This is a genomic window from Pseudomonas sp. 1121_17 (assembly GCF_052850745.1).
Window position 1 is genome coordinate 95,580 of record NZ_VXCX01000012.1, and the last position, 19,499, is coordinate 115,078.

Annotated in this window: 20 protein-coding genes; 7 read left to right on the plus strand and 13 right to left on the minus strand. The window is 60.7% G+C overall.

Annotated features, from left to right (window positions below; translation table 11 throughout):
• Window positions 1–9 precede the first annotated feature (9 nt).
• The 4 genes from glpD to FW789_RS20060 all read right to left on the minus strand — a co-directional run bounded on the left by glpD (window position 10) and on the right by FW789_RS20060 (window position 5,047).
• Entirely contained in the window at window positions 10–1,548 is a 1,539-nt protein-coding gene (gene glpD / locus FW789_RS20045; RefSeq protein ID WP_446431937.1) for a glycerol-3-phosphate dehydrogenase, read from the minus strand.
• 175 nt (window positions 1,549–1,723) lie between these two features.
• The gene (glpR, locus tag FW789_RS20050; protein ID WP_101321849.1) at window positions 1,724–2,479 is read right to left on the minus strand and encodes a DNA-binding transcriptional repressor GlpR; all 756 of its coding nucleotides are present in this window, start codon (window positions 2,477–2,479) and stop codon (window positions 1,724–1,726) included.
• Window positions 2,480–2,626: 147 nt separating this feature from the next.
• The gene (glpK, locus tag FW789_RS20055; RefSeq protein WP_101321848.1) at window positions 2,627–4,126 is read right to left on the minus strand and encodes a glycerol kinase GlpK; all 1,500 of its coding nucleotides are present in this window, start codon (window positions 4,124–4,126) and stop codon (window positions 2,627–2,629) included.
• Window positions 4,127–4,195: 69 nt separating this feature from the next.
• Entirely contained in the window at window positions 4,196–5,047 is an 852-nt protein-coding gene (locus FW789_RS20060) for an MIP/aquaporin family protein (protein ID WP_103438365.1), read from the minus strand.
• A gap of 304 nt (window positions 5,048–5,351) precedes the next feature.
• Between FW789_RS20060 and ybaK the strand changes: the two genes are divergently transcribed.
• A complete protein-coding gene (gene ybaK, locus FW789_RS20065; RefSeq protein WP_186700765.1) occupies window positions 5,352–5,822 on the plus strand; it encodes a Cys-tRNA(Pro) deacylase in 471 nt (156 codons plus the stop codon).
• A gap of 49 nt (window positions 5,823–5,871) precedes the next feature.
• Here ybaK and FW789_RS20070 read toward each other — a convergent pair whose 3' ends face one another.
• Together FW789_RS20070 and argF are read right to left on the minus strand one after the other, a co-directional pair.
• Entirely contained in the window at window positions 5,872–6,981 is a 1,110-nt protein-coding gene (locus FW789_RS20070) for an ABC transporter ATP-binding protein (RefSeq protein WP_103438363.1), read from the minus strand.
• A complete protein-coding gene (gene argF / locus FW789_RS20075; protein ID WP_103438362.1) occupies window positions 6,978–7,898 on the minus strand; it encodes an ornithine carbamoyltransferase in 921 nt (306 codons plus the stop codon). The genes FW789_RS20070 and argF overlap by 4 nt, the downstream gene beginning before the upstream one ends.
• Window positions 7,899–8,260: 362 nt before the next feature.
• Here argF and FW789_RS20080 point away from each other — a divergent pair, with 362 nt between their 5' ends.
• Both FW789_RS20080 and grxD read left to right on the plus strand, forming a co-directional pair.
• Window positions 8,261–10,369 (plus strand): molybdopterin-dependent oxidoreductase, encoded by a 2,109-nt coding sequence (locus tag FW789_RS20080; RefSeq protein ID WP_446431938.1) that lies wholly within the window; start codon window positions 8,261–8,263, stop codon window positions 10,367–10,369.
• A 108-nt stretch (window positions 10,370–10,477) separates the two neighbouring features.
• Window positions 10,478–10,816: a Grx4 family monothiol glutaredoxin gene (gene grxD, locus FW789_RS20085; protein ID WP_101321842.1), complete on the plus strand. Its 339-nt coding sequence runs from the start codon at window positions 10,478–10,480 to the stop codon at window positions 10,814–10,816.
• An 88-nt stretch (window positions 10,817–10,904) separates the two neighbouring features.
• On the opposite strand, the gene bfr is transcribed toward grxD, so the two are convergent.
• Together bfr and FW789_RS20095 are read right to left on the minus strand one after the other, a co-directional pair.
• Window positions 10,905–11,378: a bacterioferritin gene (bfr, locus tag FW789_RS20090; RefSeq protein WP_103438360.1), complete on the minus strand. Its 474-nt coding sequence runs from the start codon at window positions 11,376–11,378 to the stop codon at window positions 10,905–10,907.
• A gap of 203 nt (window positions 11,379–11,581) precedes the next feature.
• Window positions 11,582–11,803 carry a bacterioferritin-associated ferredoxin gene (locus FW789_RS20095; protein ID WP_101321840.1) on the minus strand — a complete coding sequence of 74 codons (222 nt, stop codon included), beginning with the start codon at window positions 11,801–11,803 and terminating at the stop codon, window positions 11,582–11,584.
• 210 nt (window positions 11,804–12,013) lie between these two features.
• On the opposite strand from FW789_RS20095, the gene FW789_RS20100 reads away from it, so the two are divergent.
• Window positions 12,014–12,616, plus strand: a complete 603-nt coding sequence (locus FW789_RS20100; RefSeq protein ID WP_101321839.1) for a peroxiredoxin — start codon at window positions 12,014–12,016, stop codon at window positions 12,614–12,616.
• A gap of 238 nt (window positions 12,617–12,854) precedes the next feature.
• Here the strand turns inward: FW789_RS20100 and rnt are convergent, their stop codons facing one another.
• Window positions 12,855–13,457 carry a ribonuclease T gene (rnt, locus tag FW789_RS20105; protein WP_189691781.1) on the minus strand — a complete coding sequence of 201 codons (603 nt, stop codon included), beginning with the start codon at window positions 13,455–13,457 and terminating at the stop codon, window positions 12,855–12,857.
• Between the two features lie 56 nt (window positions 13,458–13,513).
• Window positions 13,514–14,560 carry a dihydroorotase gene (pyrC, locus tag FW789_RS20110; RefSeq protein ID WP_101321837.1) on the minus strand — a complete coding sequence of 349 codons (1,047 nt, stop codon included), beginning with the start codon at window positions 14,558–14,560 and terminating at the stop codon, window positions 13,514–13,516.
• Window positions 14,561–14,690: 130 nt separating this feature from the next.
• Here pyrC and FW789_RS20115 point away from each other — a divergent pair, with 130 nt between their 5' ends.
• A complete protein-coding gene (locus tag FW789_RS20115) occupies window positions 14,691–15,626 on the plus strand; it encodes a flagellar protein MotY (protein WP_446431939.1) in 936 nt (311 codons plus the stop codon).
• A gap of 137 nt (window positions 15,627–15,763) precedes the next feature.
• The gene (locus tag FW789_RS20120) at window positions 15,764–16,981 is read left to right on the plus strand and encodes an argininosuccinate synthase (RefSeq protein WP_101321835.1); all 1,218 of its coding nucleotides are present in this window, start codon (window positions 15,764–15,766) and stop codon (window positions 16,979–16,981) included.
• Between the two features lie 31 nt (window positions 16,982–17,012).
• Here FW789_RS20120 and FW789_RS20125 read toward each other — a convergent pair whose 3' ends face one another.
• A complete protein-coding gene (locus FW789_RS20125; protein ID WP_446431940.1) occupies window positions 17,013–17,495 on the minus strand; it encodes a hypothetical protein in 483 nt (160 codons plus the stop codon).
• A gap of 370 nt (window positions 17,496–17,865) precedes the next feature.
• On the opposite strand from FW789_RS20125, the gene FW789_RS20130 reads away from it, so the two are divergent.
• Window positions 17,866–18,492 carry a response regulator transcription factor gene (locus FW789_RS20130; RefSeq protein WP_186700757.1) on the plus strand — a complete coding sequence of 209 codons (627 nt, stop codon included), beginning with the start codon at window positions 17,866–17,868 and terminating at the stop codon, window positions 18,490–18,492.
• Window positions 18,493–18,528: 36 nt separating this feature from the next.
• Here FW789_RS20130 and FW789_RS20135 read toward each other — a convergent pair whose 3' ends face one another.
• Complete coding sequence (locus tag FW789_RS20135; protein WP_101321832.1) at window positions 18,529–18,708, minus strand: PA3496 family putative envelope integrity protein; 180 nt, start codon at window positions 18,706–18,708, stop codon at window positions 18,529–18,531.
• Window positions 18,709–18,811: 103 nt separating this feature from the next.
• A complete protein-coding gene (gene nth, locus FW789_RS20140) occupies window positions 18,812–19,450 on the minus strand; it encodes an endonuclease III (protein ID WP_103438356.1) in 639 nt (212 codons plus the stop codon).
• Between the last annotated feature and the right edge of the window lie 49 nt (window positions 19,451–19,499).

Sequence of the window (19,499 nt, forward strand, 5' to 3'; positions counted from 1 at the left end):
CCGGCATGATCAGGCTGCGCGGCGGTCGGCGCGAATCTTACGAGCCTGCTTCAGGTATTGCTCCAGGTCGGTGTGTTCTTGTGCGGTCAGCGACAGGCCCAGCTTGCCACGACGCCAGAGGATGTCATCGGCTGTCTGGGCCCATTCCGCCTCCAGCAGGTAATCCACCTCGCGGGTGAACAGCCCGGCGCCAATCGCCTGGCCCAGATCCTCGGGGCCGTTGGCGCCATCAAGCAGCCGCCATACGCGGCTGCCATAGGCCAGTACCCAGCGCTTGGCCATGTCCACGGGCAACCAGCTGAAACGTGCCGTAACGGCATCGACCAACGCCGGTACCGTTGTCATATTCTCGCCGCCCGGCAGTGGTGCAGTGGCCGTCCAGCTGCCGCGCATCTGGGTGAAGAATGGCTTGAGTTCAGCCATGGCCGATTCGGCCAACTTGCGGTAGGTCGTAAGCTTGCCGCCGAATACCGACAACAGCGGCGCCTGGCCGGCTTGCGCGGAGAGGGCAAGAGTGTAGTCGCGTGTCACTGCCGAGGGGTTGTCCGACTCATCGTTGCACAGCGGCCGCACACCCGAATAGGTATGCAGGATGTCGGCCTCACTCAGCTGATGGTTGAAATGCTCGTTGACGACCTTCAGCAGGTAGCTGGTTTCCTGTTCGGTAATCGCAACCTGGGCCGGGTCGCCGGTGTACTCGCGGTCCGTAGTGCCGATCAGGGTAAAACGCTCAAGATACGGGATGCAGAATACGATGCGCTGGTCTTCATTTTGCAGGATATAGGCATGTTCGCCCTCGTAGAGGCGCGGCACGATCAGGTGGCTGCCCTGGATCAGACGGATGCCGTAAGGGGCCTGTAGCTTGAGGTCGTCCTTGATGAAGCTGGCCACCCACGGGCCTGCCGCGTTGACCAGCGCACGGGCACGAATGGTGCGCAGTGTGCCGTTGGTCTCCTGCAGCTCGACCTGCCACATGCCGTCAAGGCGTGCGGCACTGAGGCAGCGCGTACGAGTATGGATATGTGCGCCGTGTTCGCGGGCAGCCATGGCATTGAGTACTACCAGACGGGCATCGTCGACAGCACAGTCGGCGTACTCGAAACCCCGGCTGATCGATGGTTTGAGCGGATTGCCAGCGCCAAAACGCAGGCTGCGCGACGCGCCGAGGCGCTTGCGTTTGCCCAAATGATCATAGAGGAACAGCCCCGCCCGGATCATCCACGCAGGGCGCAGGTGCGGCCTGTGTGGCAGCACGAAGCGCATTGGCTTGACGATGTGCGGAGCCTTGGCCAGGAGCACCTCTCGTTCAGCCAGGGCCTCACGAACCAGACGGAATTCGTAATGTTCCAGATAGCGCAGGCCACCATGGATCAGCTTGCTGCTGGCCGAGGAGGTGTGTTGCGCCAGGTCGTCCTTTTCGCAAAGGAACACTTTCAGGCCGCGCCCGGCAGCGTCAGCGGCAATGCCCACACCGTTGATACCGCCGCCAATCACGGCAATATCGTAGCAATCGGCAGGGACGGGCTGGGAGGAAACGGGCTGGGACACGGGCAAGGCCTCCTGAGGCTGATACCATCGAAAATGAACATCGATGTTCGTTTGCGAAAATACTAGCGCAACATGCAAGCATTCGCCAGCGAGTCTTCATGGAAAACTTCAATAGGCGGGGCGAAATGAACAATAGCGAACATGACGCGGCGCTCAGTGCGACGCCGCGTGCAGGTCACACCACTTCCAGGCGGACCTTGTTGTCGTTGAGCAGTTGGTTCAAGGCGGGCGAGGGCGGCTGATCGGTCACCAGGCAATCGACCAGATTGATCGAGCCGAGCCGGACCATTGCGTTGCGCCCGTACTTGCTCGAGTCGGCGGCGAGGATGACCTGCCGCGCATTGGCAATGATCGCCTGGGAAACACGCACTTCCTGATAATCGAAATCCAGCAGGCTGCCGTCTTCATCGATGCCGCTGATGCCGACCAAGGCGAAATCGACCTTGAACTGGCTGATAAAGTCGACACTCGCCTGGCCGACCACGCCGCCGTCACGGCGCACCGTGCCGCCAGCGACCAGCACTTCGAAGTCATCCTTGGCACTGAGGATCGACGCCACGTGCAGGTTGTTGGTAATGACCTTGAGGTGATTGTGATTGAGCAGAGCGCGGGCAATCGACTCGGTGGTGGTGCCGATGTTGATGAATACCGAGGCATGGTCCGGGATCTGCCGGGCCACGGCTTCGGCGATGCGCTGTTTCTCGTCGCGCATCTGGTCGGCGCGCATGGCATAGGCGGTGTTTTCGATGCTCGAGTCATACGCCGCGCCACCATGGTAGCGCCGCAGCAGGTTGCTCTCGGCAAGCTGGTTGATATCGCGGCGAATGGTTTGCGGGGTAACGACGAACAGCTGGGCCATTTCTTCGATACTGACGTAGCCGCGTTCGCGCACCAGTTCGAGGATTTGTTGTTGGCGCGGGGGCAGATTCATGGGCGGTCCTTGGGGGCTGCCGGACAAATGCTGCAATGATGCCGTAGGAAAGGGATGACAGCCAGTGTGCGCAGTACAAACAAGTCGGTCGCCATGTGCTGAACATGGCGACCGAAGTGGGCAGGGCATGAAACGCTACAGTTTCAATCAGGCGTCGTGATCTTCCCAGTCACGGGTACGCTCGACCGCTTTCTGCCAGCCGGCATAGAGCTTCTCTTTCTGCGCTTCATCCAGCTGCGGGCTGAACTCGCGCTCGATGATAGCCTTGTCGCGCAGCTCATCCAGGCTGCTCCAGAAGCCGCTGGCCAGCCCGGCCAGGTAGGCAGCGCCGAGGGCGGTGGTTTCGCGCATCTTCGGCCGCTCGACACAGCTGCCGAGGATGTCGGCCTGGAACTGCATGAGGAAGTTGTTGGCCACCGCGCCGCCATCCACGCGCAGTTCGCTCAGGCGCTGGCCGCAGTCCTGCTGCATGGCATCGAGGACGTCGCGGGTCTGGTAGGCGATCGACTCCAGTGCGGCGCGGATGATGTGATCGACCTTGACCCCGCGGGTCAGGCCGAACAGTGCGCCGCGTGCGTACGGGTCCCAGTAGGGCGCGCCCAGCCCGGTGAAGGCCGGCACCAGATAGACTCCGTTGCTGTCCTTGACCTTGCTGGCGAAGTACTCGGTGTCGAGCGCATCGTTGACGATCTTCAGTTCATCGCGCAGCCACTGCACGGTCGAGCCGCCGTTGAACACTGCGCCTTCCAGCGCGTAAGCGACTTCGCCACGGGGGCCGCAAGCGATGGTGGTAAGCAGGCCGTGGGAGGAGCTGACCGCCTTGTCGCCGGTGTTCATCAGCAGGAAGCAGCCGGTGCCATAGGTGTTCTTGGCCTGGCCTGGCTCGACGCACATCTGGCCGAACAGCGCCGATTGCTGGTCGCCGGCGATACCGGCGATGTCGATGCCGCTCTTGGTCTGGCCATACACCTCGGAGGAGCCGCGCACCTCTGGCAGCATCTGGCGTGGCACACCGAGCAGCTCGAGCATCTTTTCATCCCACTGCAACGTGTGGATGTTGAACATCAATGTACGCGAGGCGTTGGTGTAGTCGGTGACATGTACCTTGCCGCCGGTGAATTTCCAGATCAGCCAGGTATCGATGGTGCCGAACAGCAGTTCGCCGCGCTCGGCGCGCTCGCGGACACCTTCGACGTTGTCCAGGATCCACTTCAGCTTGGTCCCGGAGAAGTACGGGTCGGTGACCAGACCGGTGGTTTCGCGGATGTAGTCTTCATGGCCATCGCGCTTGAGCTGGGCGCAGATCTCGGTGCTGCGCCGGCACTGCCAGACGATGGCGTTGTACACCGGGCGGCCGCTTTCCTTGTCCCACACCACCGTGGTTTCACGCTGGTTGGTGATGCCGATGGCGGCGACCTGGGCGTGGCTGATGCTGGCCTGGGCCAGGGCCTCGACCATGGTCGCGCTCTGGGTGGCGAAGATTTCCATCGGGTCATGCTCGACCCAGCCAGCCTGCGGATAATGCTGGACGAACTCACGCTGGGAGGTGCCCACCACGTTTGCGTCACGGTCGAAGATGATCGCTCGCGAACTGGTGGTGCCCTGGTCCAGGGCGATGATGTAGTTCTTGTCCTGGGTGTCTGTCATGTCAGTGGCCTTGCACAAAATAGGGGGGAGGCCAGGCGCTGTGCCTGGCTGTCGGCAGCGGCTCTCCGGTCAGGAGGCCCGCGCATCGCTCTGAGAATTATCGTCTGTTTGCCCGAGTGCAACCTGCGCGGTGGGCAAGTTGCGGGCGATCAGGCCACGGTAGGCGGCAGCGCCCAGGCATGCACCCACAATGGGCGCGAATATCGGAATCAGGAAATACGGAATGTCACGCCCGCCAGTGAAGGCGATATCACCCCAGCCTGCCAGGAACGTCATCAGCTTTGGACCAAAATCTCGGGCAGGGTTCATCGCAAAGCCGGTCAGGGGGCCCATGGCGCTGCCAATTACCGCGATCAGCAAGCCGATCAGCAGCGGTGCCATGGCCCCGCGCGGCAGGCCATTGTTGTCGTCGGTTAAGGCCATGATCACTGCCATCAGGATCGCGGTGATGATCATTTCAACCAGAAACGCCTGGCCGATCGACAGCGCCGGGTGCGCATAGGTGGAAAACACCGACGCCAGCTCCAGGCTGGCCTGGCTGCCGCGGACCATGGCGTGGGATTGTTCGTAATCGAAGAACAGCGTGCTGTACAGGCTGTACACCAGCGCGGCGGCACAGAAGGCGCCAGCTACCTGGGCGAGGATGTAGAACGGCAGTTTGCGCTTTTCGAAACCGGCGAACAGGCTCAGGGCGATGCTCACTGCCGGGTTTAGATGGGCGCCGGATACACCGGCTGTGAGGTAGATCGCCATGCTCACGCCGACCCCCCAGATAATGCTGATTTCCCACAGGCCGAAGCTGGCGCCCGCGACCTTGAGCGCGGCGACGCAACCGGTGCCGAAAAATATCAGTAGCGCAGTGCCGAAAAACTCGGCCATGCATTGGCCCCGAAGGGTGGGTTCGCGTAGTGCAGTCGTCATGTATGACCTCGGTTCTTGTTGTTGTGAGGCGCGGAGCGCTCGACAGCAAGGCCCAGAGTCGATCCCCATTGACCCCGGGCGGATAAGCGAAAGCGCACTTTAAGAGTGCGCCATTTATTCAGAAACGAAAAAATATAGGCAAGAAACGCTCATGTCAAAGGTCGAAAGTGAACGCTCAGCCACAATTTGACCCGCAGCGAGGTCTCTGACTATTCCGACAGCATCTGGCGATTTGCCGACAAGCTGGCTGGCTCGCGGCTTTTCACCTAAAGTAGCCGCCGAACTTCTCTGCTCGGAGCCCCGCATGACCCCCGCTCTCGACCTGCTGAAAAAAGCCCGCGCCGAACACCGCGTGCACACTTACGAACATGATCCGAAGTCGGCCTCGTATGGCCTGGAAGCCGCTGAAAAGCTCGGCATCGATCCTGTGCAGGTGTTCAAGACGCTGCTCGCCAGCAGTGAAAAGGGCGAGTTGTTGGTGGCCGTTGTGCCGGTGGTGGGCACGCTCGACCTGAAGGCTCTGGCCCATGCGGCGGGGGTCAAGAAGTGTGAAATGGCTGACCCGGCGGCGGCGCAGCGGGCCACGGGGTATCTGGTCGGCGGGATCAGCCCACTGGGGCAGAAGAAGCGCCTGCGCACCTTTATCGATCAATCAGCGCAGCAGTTCGCAACCATTCACGTAAGTGCTGGCCGGCGCGGACTTGAGGTCGAATTGGCTGCTGCGGTACTGGCCGAGCATACCCAAGGGAAATTTGCCGAGATCGGCCGGGGCTGAGTAGCCGGGTGATGCTGCCGTCACCCGGCATCGTGTCCCAAGCCGTGTCTCAGCTCGCCGAGCTGTAACGGCGAACGCCGTTTTCCTGACGAGCGTGCTGGGTGGCGACGCTGCCCGGCACCGGGAACAGCACGAGATGATCGGCCTTCACTGCAATGCCGACGTCCTGGCCGACCTGATGATCGATGTGGCTGGCGAAGATCGCTTCCAACTGGCTGCCGGTCGCCAGCTGCAGGCGATACAAGGTTGAGGCACCGAGGAAGCTCTTGCCAACCACGCTGGCGCGCAGGGGGCTGTCTGGGGCATGGACGATGTCGTCCGGGCGCAGCAACACGTCAACCGAACTGCCAACGGCCATGGTGTAGGCGCGATTGCCACGCAGCTCGCCGAGCTCGGTGGTCACCGCTTCATGGCTGCTCATCTGCCCACGAATGAAATAGCCCTGGCCGATGAAGCTGGCCACAAACGGCGTCTGCGGTTCGTGATACAGGTTGTAGGGGGTATCCCACTGCTCCAGCCGACCTTCCTTGAACACGCCGACATGATCGCTGACGGCAAACGCCTCTTCCTGATCATGCGTGACCAGAATGGCGCTGGTGCCACGGCTTTTGAGGATGTCGCGGACCTCATGGCTGAGGCGCCTGCGCAGTTCCACGTCAAGGTTGGAGAACGGCTCGTCGAGCAACAGCAGTTGCGGCTCCGGCGCCAGTGCTCGGGCCAGGGCAACGCGCTGCTGCTGGCCGCCGGACAGCTCGTGCGGGTAACGCCCACCGAGCCCGACGAGCTTGACCAGCTCGAGCATCTCTTCAACCACAGCGGCCTGGCGCGGATGCTTGCTGATGCCAAAGGCAATGTTGTGCGCGACCGTCAGGTGCGGGAACAGCGCGTAGTCCTGGAACACCATGCCGATCCGGCGTTTCTCTGGTGACAGAGTAAAACCCGCCCGCGAAATGACTTCGCCAGCGAGCTGGATTTCACCGTCGTGCACCGGCTCGAAGCCGGCAATCGCCCGCAGCGTGGTGGTCTTGCCGCAACCCGATGACCCGAGCAGGCAACCGATGTCGCCTGCGTTGAGGTGCAGATTGAGGTTCTGGACGATGCGCTGGTCGCCATAGCCGCAGGCGAGGTTGCGCAGGTTGAGCAATAACGGATGACTCATGCGTGGTGGTAAGCCGGTTCGACAAGAAATTCGAGAAGGGCCTTTTGTGCATGCAGGCGGTTTTCAGCTTGGTCCCAGGCGACCGAACGTGGGTCGTCGAGCAGGTCCAGGCTGATTTCCTCGCCACGGTGGGCGGGCAGGCAGTGCATGAACAAGGCGTCGGGTGCAGCCAGGTCGAGCAGTTCGCGGGTGACCTGATACGGTGCGAAATGCGCCAGGCGCCGTGCAGTTTCCTCTTCCTGGCCCATGGAAGTCCAGACATCGGTGGTAACCAGGTGGGCGCCGGCAATCGCTTGCTTGGGGTCGCGCACGATCTGCACCCGCTCACCGGCAAGGGCGAGGAAGCGCGGATCAGGCTCGTAGCCTTCCGGGCAGGCGATGCGCAGCTGGAAGTCGAACTGCTGGGCGGCTTCGATGTACGAGTTGCACATGTTGTAGCCGTCGCCGATCCAGGCCACGGTCTTGCCCTGGATCGAGCCACGGTGTTCGAGGAAGGTCTGCATGTCGGCCAGCAGCTGGCACGGGTGCGACTCATCGGACAGGGCGTTGATCACCGGCACCCGCGAGTTGGCCGCAAATTCGGTGAGGATGCGGTGGTGGTGGGTACGGATCATCACCGCATCGAGCATGCGCGACATGACGATGGCGCTGTCGGCGATCGGTTCACCACGGCCCAGCTGAGTGTCGCGCGGCGACAGGAAGATCGCCTGGCCGCCAAGCTGGATCATGCCGGCTTCAAACGACAGGCGGGTCCGGGTCGAGGCTTTCTCGAAGATCATCCCCAGCACCCGGTTCTTCAGTGGTTCGAACAGTACGCCGCGGTTACGCAGGTCCTTCAGCTCGATGCCGCGACGGATCACGCCGAGCAATTCGTCAGCAGTGAAATCCATCAGGGAGAGAAAGTGCCTAGCGCTCATGATTGACTACCTTAATTGCAACGGTTCGCAGGCCAGTCGTTGGCTTTAATTGACAACGGGAGAGACCTGCGGCGTAAGCCGCACGGAGCGGACGAAATAGGGAAAGGCGCAATACTATAATTAAATGTCGCGTGAAACAAAGGGGGTTCATCGTGCGCCTGTATCAACGGATGTCCTAAGGCTATGGCCCGGCGCCGTTTTTTATTCATTACGGAGTTTTTACACGGCGGGTGAGGGGCTTGGCAAACCCGCTGTCGTTAATCGCCTGCCTGATGGCGCAAGATTCAGCCGGCGAAGTGCGCTGGCGAGCGCTTTCAGCCCGGCCCATAGTGGCTGCTCCCCTTGAGCGGAGCGAGTCGACCATGGCCACCACTGTGCATCATCGTGCGTGTCATCTGTGCGAGGCCATCTGTGGCCTGAACATCGAGATCGACCAGCCTATCGGCGCGGCTGCACGCATCGTCTCGATCAAAGGCGATCCGCTCGATACGTTCAGTCGCGGCCATATCTGTCCCAAGGCGGTAGCATTGGAGGATATACAGGACGATCCGGATCGCCTCCGACAACCGCTGCAACGGGTTGGCGAGCGCTGGCAGCCGATCGACTGGGAGGCTGCATTCGAGCTGGCTGCAGAGAAACTCTGGAGCATCCAGCAGGCGCACGGGTGCAACGCGGTGGCCGTGTATCAGGGCAACCCCAGCGTGCACAACTACGGGCTGATGACCCACAGCAACTACTTCCTTGGCCTGCTAAAGACCCGCAACCGCTTTTCGGCAACCTCGGTGGACCAACTGCCGCAGCACCTGACCAGCCATCTGATGTATGGCCACGGCCTGTTGCTGCCGATCCCTGACATCGATCACACCGACTTCATGCTGATTCTGGGCGGCAATCCGCTGGCCTCCAATGGCAGTATCATGACCGTACCGGACGTGCACAAGCGCCTCAAAGCACTGCACGCCCGCGGCGGGCAACTGGTGGTGATCGATCCGCGCCGCAGCGAAACGGCCGCCATTGCCGATCAGCACCTGTTCATTCGCCCGGGCACTGACGCTGCATTGTTGTGTGGCTTGCTCAATACCCTGTTTGCAGAGGATCTGACCAAGAGCTCGCACTTGCCGGTCAATGGCCTGGAGCAGGTCCGCGCAGCGATTGCGCCGTTCGATGTTGAGCGCATGAGCGCAGTGTGCGGGGTGCCTGCCGAGCAGATTCGGCAACTGGCGCGGGATTTCGCTGCAGCCGAACGGGCGGTCTGTTATGGCCGCATGGGCGTCTCGACCCAGGCCTTCGGCAGCCTTTGCCATTGGCTGATCCAGCTGATCAATCTGGTGACCGGCAATCTTGATCGGGTCGGTGGGGCGTTGTGCACAGAGCCTGCGGTGGATCTGGTCGCTACAACCTCAGGCGGCCATTTCAATGCCTGGCAGAGCCGCGTCTCCGGGTTGCCGGAATACGCCGGCGAGCTACCCGTGGCAGCTTTGGCCGAGGAGATGCTCGTGCCCGGTGCTGACCAGGTGCGGGCGCTGATCACCGTGGCGGGCAATCCGGTGCTGTCGACGCCCAATGGCCGTCAACTGGACCAGGCCTTGGGCGGCCTTGAGTTCATGCTCAGCATCGACCTGTACCTCAACGAAACCACGCGCCACGCTGACCTGATCTTGCCGTCGACCACGGCACTGGAAAACGACCACTACGACACCACCTTCAACCTGCTGGCGGTGCGCAATGTCACCCGTTTCAATCGGGCAGTGCTGGCCAAGCCTGCCGGTGCCTTGCACGACTGGGAGATCTTCGTTGGTCTGGCCAAGGCGTTCGCCAGGCGTGCGCAGAAGGAACTGAAGCCGACCATGCCCCCGGCGCAGATGATCGACCTGGCGTTGCGCCACGGCCGCTATGGCCAGGCGTCGCCGTGGGCGTTGTCACTGGACGCCCTGGATCAGCATCCACACGGCCTGGACCTGGGGCCCTTGCGCGCCAACCTGGCAGCGCGCCTGGCTACCCCCGGCAAAGCGGTCGAGGCAGCGCCGACGCAACTGCTTGAAGACTTGCAGCGCCTTGCCAGACAGGCCCCGGCAGCGCCGGACGAGCTGCTGTTGATCGGTCGCCGGCACGTGCGCAGCAACAATTCGTGGATGCATAACTTTCATCGGCTGGTAAAAGGCAAGCCGCGCCATCAGTTGCTGATGCATCCCGATGATATGCAGCAGCGTCAGTTGAGGGATGGCCAGCGCGTGAGCATTCAATCGCGCACGGGTGTGGTCGAGGTGGACGTGCAGGCCAGCAGCGAGATCATGCCCGGCGTGGTCAGCCTGCCCCATGGCTTCGGCCATCGCCGCCAGGGCGCGCGATTGCAGATCGCCGCTGAGCAGCCAGGGGTCAGTGCCAATGATCTTACCGACGAGCTGCAGCGTGACGCCGTGTCGGGCAATGCTGCGTTGAATGGTGTGCCGGTGCGGGTCACGGCCGTTTGAACGCGCACTGCTGATCCGACCGCGTGCAGGTCGACCCACGGCCGGGCTTTCCGATACAATGGCTGACCGTGCCGACCATCGAGTCGGAAAGTTCAGACGAGGTGCTTCATGGATATCATCGAAACAATCAAAGAGCAGATTGCCAACAACACCATTCTGCTTTACATGAAAGGCTCGCCGAACGCGCCTCAGTGCGGCTTTTCGTCCAAGGCGGCCCAGGCTGTTATGGGCTGTGGCGAGAAATTCGCCTATGTCGACATCCTGCAGAACCCGGAAATCCGCGCCAACCTGCCCAAGTACGCCAACTGGCCGACCTTCCCACAGCTGTGGGTTGCCGGTGAACTGGTCGGCGGCAGCGACATCATGATCGAGATGTTCGAGAACGGTGAGCTGCAAAAGCTGGTCAAGGAAGCGGCTGCCAATGCTGCCAAGGCTTCCGAAGCCTGATTGACCTTACTGGGCAAGCAGCCAAGGTTGTTTGCCCAGGCATGAAAAAGCCCCGCACTTGGCGGGGCTTTTTCGTATGGGCTGAGAGTTACTCTTCGCCCATCTGCGACTGCAGGTAGTTCTCGATGCTGATCTTGTCGATCAGGCTCAGCTGGGTTTCCAGCCAGTCGATGTGCTCTTCCTTGGATTCAAGGATGTCTTCCAGCATTTCCCGCGAGCCGAAGTCGCCAGAAGTTTCGCAGTGCGCAATAGCTGCCTTGAGATCGATCAGGCCGCTTTGCTCGATTTTCAGGTCGCATTCCAGCATCTCTTTGGAGTGCTCGCCGATCAGCAGCTTACCCAGGTCCTGCACGTTAGGCAGGCCTTCGAGGAACAGGATGCGCTTGATCAGCTTATCTGCGTCCTTCATCGCCTCGATGGACTCTTTGTACTCGCGCTTGCCCAGGGCGTTGAGGCCCCAGTCTTCATACATACGCGCGTGCAGGAAGTACTGGTTGATAGCGACCAGCTCGTTCCCGAGGATCTTGTTGAGATGCTGGATGACGCTGACGTCGCCTTTCATGTCCGTATTCCTGCCGTGTTGAGTGTGTCAATACCCGAAGTCTGAGCCGGACAACTTCCAGTGTCAAACCTAAGTTGTTGAATAATAAATGAAATTTAATCGGAATAAGAATGTTTGTGAACCGCGTTGGCACGCTAACTTATTGAATTAAAGGCATAAAAAAACCGGACACAAGGTCCGGTTCTTAAAAATACGGGGGGAAATCAGACTGCATTAAATTCGACGGGGTAGGGCAGGGCGGGCTGCTGGCTGACCTGGAGGTCGGTCAACGTCTCACGCACCACCTGCTTGGCAAGGCACGCGCACTTGCCGCATTGGCTCGCCACGTTGGTGGCCGCCCGGACTTCCTTGTAGCTACAGCATCCCTCGTAGATCGCATCGCGAATCTGTCCGTCGGTGACGCCGACACAAAGACACACATACATAGAGGCTGACCATCGTCGTTGAGTCGATGCGTTGGAGAGTAATAGTAATGAGAATGCTTGTCAAAGCGGTTTCTGAAACTAAATGTGCAAGGGCGACCGGCGGTTGGACCTGGCCTGTCATCTTAACCTGTGTATGATGGTCAGCCTTTGCTGGATGCTTGGCGGGTTTGCCGCCGGGCAACGTTTTTTCACCTTCATCAGGAGATAACGATGAGCGTACTCGTTGGTAAACAAGCCCCCGACTTCACCGTTCCAGCTGTGCTGGGCAACGGCGAAATCGTCGACAGCTTCAACCTCGCTTCGGCGATCAAGGGCAAGTACGGCCTGGTATTCTTCTACCCGCTGGACTTCACCTTCGTCTGCCCGTCCGAGCTGATCGCGTTGGACAACCGCATCCCAGACTTCGCTGCGCGCAACGTCGAAGTGATCGGCGTGTCGATCGACTCGCACTTCACTCACAACGCCTGGCGTAACACCCCGGTCAACAACGGCGGCATCGGCCAGGTCAAGTACACCCTGGCGGCTGACATCACCCACGAAATCTGCAAGGCCTACGACGTTGAGTCCGAAGGCGGCGTAGCCTTCCGTGGCGCCTTCCTGATCGACCTGAACGGCGTTGTCCGCTCGCAGATCATCAACGACCTGCCGCTGGGCCGTAACATGGACGAGCTGCTGCGTCTGGTTGACGCTCTGCAATTCCACGAAGAGCACGGCGAAGTCTGCCCTGCCAACTGGAAAAAAGGCGACAAGGGCATGAACGCTTCGCCAGAAGGCGTTGCTGCTTACCTGAGCGAGAATGCCGGCAAGCTGTAATCGCCACGCATAAAAAAACCGGCCCAAGTGGCCGGTTTTTTTGTGTCCGCCGCGCGCCCCACAGACACCGCACCCTGTGTAGGAGCGGGCTTGCCGGGGCGCCGGACCGGTCGGAAAGGGCTGCGTAGCGGCCCCAGGATGTGTACAGCGCCGCAAAACTGCCGGGCCCGCTACGCGGCCTTTCGCGACACAAGGCCGCTCCTAGAGACAGGATGCAAGGCCGCTTCTCTGGCTGCAATCAATCGCGCCAGCCGCCCAGATCCTTCCAGCGGTTGACGATGCCGCAGAACAGCTCGGCAGTCTTCTCGGTGTCATAACGCGCCGAATGCGCCTCACGGCCGTCGAAATCGATGTCGGCGCTCTGGCATGCTCGCGCCAGTACGGTCTGCCCGTAGGCGAGGCCGGCCAGGGTAGCAGTGTCGAAGCTGGAGAATGGGTGGAACGGATTGCGCTTGAGGTCATTGCGCGCAACCGCAGCATTGAGGAAGCCCAGGTCAAAGCTGCTGTTGTGGCCGACCAGGATCGCCCGCTTGCAGCCGTTGGACTTGAGCGACTTGCGAACGCTGCGGAAGATTTCGGTCAGCGCGCTCTCTTCACTCACTGCCATGCGCAGTGGGTGGTCAAGCTTGATCCCGGTGAATTCCAGTGCCGCCGCCTCGATGTTGGCGCCTTCAAACGGCTCGACGCGGAAGAAGTGCGTGTGTTCAGGGAACAGGAAACCCTTCTCGTCCATGCCGATGGTGACCGCAGCGATCTCCAGCAGGGCATCGGTAGCGCTGTTGAAGCCACCGGTCTCGACATCGATAACAACCGGCAGGTAACCGCGGAAGCGCTCGGCCATCGGGTGGCGTGGGCCACCGCTGGAAACTTCCTGGTCGTCTTCGTACAGATCTTCGCTCACGCGTTTTCCTCCAGCAGGCGCCAGCGCAGTTTTTCACCGGCGCGCAGCGGAATCACAAGGTTGTCGCCAAACGGCAGGCTGCTTGGCGCAGTCCATTCTTCACGGACCAGAGTAATCCGGTCAGTGTTTGCTGGCAGGCCATAGAACGCTGGGCCATGCAGGCTGGCAAAACCTTCCAGCTTGTCCAGCGCGTTGCGCTGTTCAAACGCTTCGGCGTACATCTCGATCGCCGCATACGCGGTGTAGCAACCGGCGCAGCCGCAAGCGGCTTCCTTGGCGTGCTGGGCGTGGGGCGCCGAGTCGGTGCCAAGGAAGAACTTGCGATTGCCGCTGGTAGCAGCGTCCAGCAGCGCCACCTGGTGGGTGTTGCGCTTGAGGATCGGCAGGCAATAGAAGTGCGGGCGAATACCGCCGACCAGCATGTGGTTGCGGTTGTACAGCAAGTGCTGAGCGGTAATGGTCGCACCGACATTGGCCGGTGCTTCACTGACAAACTGCGCGGCATCGGCCGTGGTGATGTGTTCGAACACCACCTTGAGCGTCGGGAAGCGGTCGACCAGACGGCGCATGTGCTCGTCGATAAAGCGTTTTTCGCGGTCGAATACGTCGACATCGGCATGCGTCACTTCACCGTGCACCAGCAGCGGCATGCCGGTTTCGGCAAGGGCTTCGATGGCCGGGAAGATCTTGTCGATGCTGGTCACGCCGGAATCGGAGTTGGTCGTGGCGCCAGCCGGGTACAGCTTGGCGGCGTAGACAAAACCACTGGCCTTGGCCGCGCGGATGTCATCGGCACTGGTACGGTCGGTAAGGTACAGCACCATCAGCGGCTCGAAGCGGCTGCCAACTGGGCGCGCGGCAAGGATCCGCTCGCGGTAGGCACCCGCTTCGGCGGCATCGCGCACCGGCGGAACCGTGTTGGGCATGACAATGGCGCGGGCGAAGGTACGCGCTACGTCGCCAACGGTGTGGGGCAGGACAGCACCATCGCGCAGATGGATATGCCAGTCATCGGGACGCAGGAGGGTCAGGCGGTCGGACATTGGGGATTCCAGGCGGGTCGAACTCAAGTGCGAATGCTACCGGAAAACCCTTGGTCGAGCACGGCTATCAAGTTTTCCGGCGCGCGACCGATAGCCTGCAGGTAAGCCGTCAGAATTTGTGGAGCCGCCCGTGCGCCAGCGTTACCTAGCCCTGTTCACCTTGTTTGCCAGCCTGCCGGCAGGCGCATTGACCTTCCAGACCCGGATGGAGAACATCGCCTGGACGGTCGAAGGCGATCAATTCGAATGCCGCCTGGTCCAGCCGATAGACGGCTTTGGCAGTGGCGAGTTCGTGCGTCGCGCAGGCGAGCAACCAACCTTCCGCCTGCGCTCGGACACCAACCTGCTCGGCGCCGGCTCTGCCACCTTGCTCGCCGCCGCTGCGCCATGGCAGCCGGGGCGCAGTGATGTCAGTCTCGGTGCCGTACGCCTGGCCCGCAGCGGGGTGTTGTTCACGTCCTCGCAAGGCCAGGCCAGTCGCTTGATCAACGGCCTGATGGATGGGCGTAGCACGGTCGTGCGCAACCATGCCGGCGAGGGTGGTCGAGCAATGGAAGTGCGAGTGCTGCCCGTCAGCTTCGCGAAGGCGTTCAACGACTATCAGCTGTGCGCGAGCAAGCTGTTGCCGATGAACTACGACCAGATTCGCCAGACGCAGGTCGCCTTCCCGCGTGGGGTCGAACTGGACAGCAATGGCCGGGCTCGGCTGGACGTGATTCTCGATTACCTGAAGGCCGATCCGACGGTCAATCACATCGAACTCAATGGTCATTCCGACAACGGCGGCAATCGTCTGGCCAATCGCGAGGATTCGCGGCGCCGGGCGCTGGCGGTTGCCGAGTATCTGGTCGCACATGGAGTGCCTGAAGCGCAGATCATCGTGCGCTTCCATGGCGAGCGCTACCCGCTGGCGAAGAACAACAGCGCGGCCAATCGGGCGCGTAACCGTCGCGTCAACATCGAGCTGGATCGCGTCACGCCAGTGGCCAAACCGGCGGAAAAAGCGGCCGAGCCTTCCCCAGCTGGCGCTCCTGTGGCCCCTGCGCCTGCGGCCAAGCAACTGTAAACAGCCAGATCCGCGACCGTTAGTCGCTGTATCGAAAGTTCTTGTCGCTTTGTCGTCAGAAGCTGTCGCCCCACTGTAAATTTGCCCGCGAGGCCGGTAGAATCGACGGCTTTCCGTAAACCCCGTGGAGTGATGGCATGGCGGACGTAAATAAGGTCGTACTGGCGTATTCCGGCGGCCTTGATACTTCGGTGATTCTCAAGTGGCTGCAGGACACCTACAACTGCGAAGTGGTGACCTTCACCGCTGACCTAGGCCAGGGCGAAGAGGTCGAACCGGCCCGCGCCAAGGCTCAGGCGATGGGCGTGAAAGAAATCTACATCGATGACCTGCGCGAAGAATTCGTGCGTGACTTCGTGTTCCCGATGTTCCGCGCCAACACCGTCTACGAAGGCGAGTACCTGCTGGGTACTTCCATCGCGCGTCCGCTGATCGCCAAACGTCTGATCGAGATCGCCAACGAAACTGGTGCTGACGCCATTTCCCACGGTGCGACCGGCAAGGGCAACGACCAGGTTCGTTTCGAGCTCGGCGCCTACGCGCTCAAGCCAGGCGTCAAGGTCATTGCACCATGGCGCGAGTGGGACCTGCTGTCCCGCGAGAAGCTGATGGATTACGCCGAGAAGCACGGCATCCCGATCGAGCGCCACGGCAAGAAGAAGTCGCCGTACTCGATGGACGCCAACCTGCTGCACATCTCCTATGAAGGCGGCGTGCTGGAAGACACCTGGACCGAGCACGAAGAAGACATGTGGAAGTGGAGCGTCTCCCCGGAGAACGCCCCTGACCAGGCGACCTATCTCGAGCTGACCTTCCGCAATGGCGACATCGTTGCCATCGACGGCGTCGACAAGTCGCCAGCTACCGTGCTGGCCGACCTCAACCGCATCGGCGGCGCCAACGGCATTGGCCGTCTGGACATCGTCGAGAACCGTTACGTCGGCATGAAGTCGCGTGGCTGCTACGAGACCCCTGGCGGCACCATCATGCTGCGCGCTCACCGCGCCATCGAGTCGATCACCCTCGACCGTGAAGTGGCTCACCTGAAAGACGAGCTGATGCCCAAGTACGCCAGCCTGATCTACACCGGCTACTGGTGGAGCCCGGAGCGGATCATGCTGCAGCAGATGATCGACGCTTCGCAGGTCAACGTGAACGGCGTAGTGCGCTTGAAGCTGTACAAAGGCAACGTCACCGTGGTCGGCCGCAAATCCGACGATTCGTTGTTCGATGCCAACATCGCTACCTTCGAGGAAGATGGCGGCGCATACAATCAGGCTGACGCGGCTGGCTTCATCAAGCTCAACGCACTGCGTATGAGGATCGCCGCAAACAAAGGTCGTTCGCTGCTGTGATCGACTGCCAGATGGCGTGATCAACCCCGGCCTAGCGCCGGGGTTTTTTTTGCCCGCCAGCGACCTCGAACAGCACTGACTGAGGGGTGTCGGCGAGCGCCTCGACGGCCAGATGGATCTGCTTGTGCGCGTGCAGGTTGTACAGCGTCCAGCTGCGCGGACTCGGCTCTGGGTCGGCCAGCGTGCGGTGGATATGCTGTTCTATCAGTTCACCAGCGTCCGGACCGGAAAACGCAATGGTCGCCGAGGCCTGCCCATGCATTCGCTCCGCTTCGATTGTTGGCTGCCGCTGCGCCGCTTCATGTGCAGCGGGCTGGTAGAGGGTCTGGTGATTGAAGTTCAAGGTCAGGAAGAACAGTACCGTGAGAAAAAATGGAAAGCCGACCAGAAACCATGTGTAGATCATCTGGCTGGCTTCGCTCAGGAACGGCAGCGAGGCCAACGCCGATGCCTCGACGATGCCTGCAAAGATCGCTATGAGCGTCAAAGGACTCAGACTTTTTTCATTTTTCATGTTTGCAGCCCCCGTCGATTTAGCTCTTGTTTACCCGTTGCAGCGTGCGCCGAAAAGGTAGCCGAGTTCCTCGCTTGGTTAGAGTGCCGCCGCGTCATCAGAGCATTGATGTTGAGTCCTGCCTTGTGGGCTGATTGATCCTGCATGCGTCAGCGATGATGCTGGCTTGAATAGCGCTCATGTCGCTCGGCTGCCGTCTGGTGAATAGGGGCAGGGGGCATGATTTCCTAAGATGCCTATTTGTAGGAAATTTCCTTGATTAACGTAGGTTCCATCTCTGCGTGTCCTACGGGCCCCGCCCCCCGCGCTATTTGCCGTTGCGCTCGGTTATGGTGGCGGCTGGATAAAAAAATAAATCAATGGATATCGCATGAATAAAGTGCTTATCGTGGATGATCACCCAGTCATTCGCCTTGCTGTGCGCATGCTGATGGAGCGGCATGGTTATGACGTTGTGGCAGAAACCGACAACGGCGTAGATGCGCTGCAGCTGACCCGGGACTACCTGCCAGATATCGTGGTCCTGGACATCGGTATACCCAAGCTCGATGGGCTTGAGGTGATTGGCCGCATCGGCCTCGCCAGCCCCAGCAGCAAGGTACTGGTGTTGACGTCGCAGGCGCCAGGGCATTTCTCCATGCGCTGCATGCAGGCCGGCGCTGCCGGCTATGTCTGCAAGCAGCAGGAACTGACCGAATTGCTCAGTGCAATCAAGGCGGTGCTCTCGGGCTACAGCTATTTCCCCAATCAAGCCCTGCACAAGGCTCGTAGCACCATCAGTCGTGGGACCGAGACCGAAATGGTCGAGCGCCTTTCTGCGCGTGAGATGATGGTGCTGCAGCAGTTGGCCAGGGGCAAGAGCAACAAGGATATCGCCGAAAGCATGTTCCTCAGCAACAAGACCGTCAGCACCTATAAAACCCGGCTGCTGCTCAAGCTCAATGCTCGCTCACTGGTCGATCTGATCGAGCTTGCCCAGCGTCATGGGCTGGCCTGAGCAGGCTTAGTGCCGACCTGTTAACAGATCGTGGTTTTACAGGTCGTAGTCGTAATCGGCGAGTTGCCGCTGCAGGCGTCGCTCCTCCAGCAAGTTGTCAATGGTGCGACGCTTGTCCAAGTTGGTCTTGGCAACTTCTACCCGCGGCTCCGGCTCGTCATCGGTGCTCAGTACCAGATCGTCATCTATCACCAGGTCTTCTTTGTCAGTGCTCATGAGTTACTCCAAGCCAAGGGCCATTGGCCGACCTTATAACGAAAATCTCTGGTCTGGTAAAAAAGATTTTTTCAATCAGGCAGGGGGTGTTCTGGCTATTGGCTCAATCGTCCGAGGTTTTTAGTCGGTATTCGCACAAATCCTCGATGCGGCAGCTGCCGCAGCGCGGCTTGCGCGCCTGGCATACGTAGCGACCATGGAGGATCAGCCAGTGATGAGCATCGAGCAGGTAATCCTTGGGAACGAAGCGCATCAGCTTTTTTTCCACTTCCAGCACGGTCTTGCCAGGGGCGATCCCGGTGCGGTTGCTGACGCGGAAAATATGCGTGTCGACGGCCATGGCGGGTTGCCTGAACGCCGTATTGAGCACCACGTTGGCGGTCTTGCGGCCCACGCCTGGCAGCGCCTCGAGTGCTTCGCGGTTGTCGGGGACCACGCTGCCATGCAGCTCAATCAGCAGCCTGCAGGTTTCGATGACGTTTTTCGCCTTGCTGTTGTACAGGCCGATGGTGCGGATGTAGGCGCTTAGCCCGTCGACGCCCAGGGCGTAGATCGCCTCGGGTGTATTGGCAACCGGATACAGGCGCGCCGTGGCCTTGTTGACGCCGACATCGGTGGCCTGGGCTGACAGGATCACCGCAATCAGCAATTCAAACGGTGTGGTGTAGGCGAGTTCGGTCTTGGGCTCTGGGTTGTCTTCGTGCAGCCGACGAAAGATCTCCAGGCGTTTGGCGGCATTCATGAAAGGCTAGGCTCTCGTTTGAGGCGGGGAGGCGATGGTCGCTGGCCAC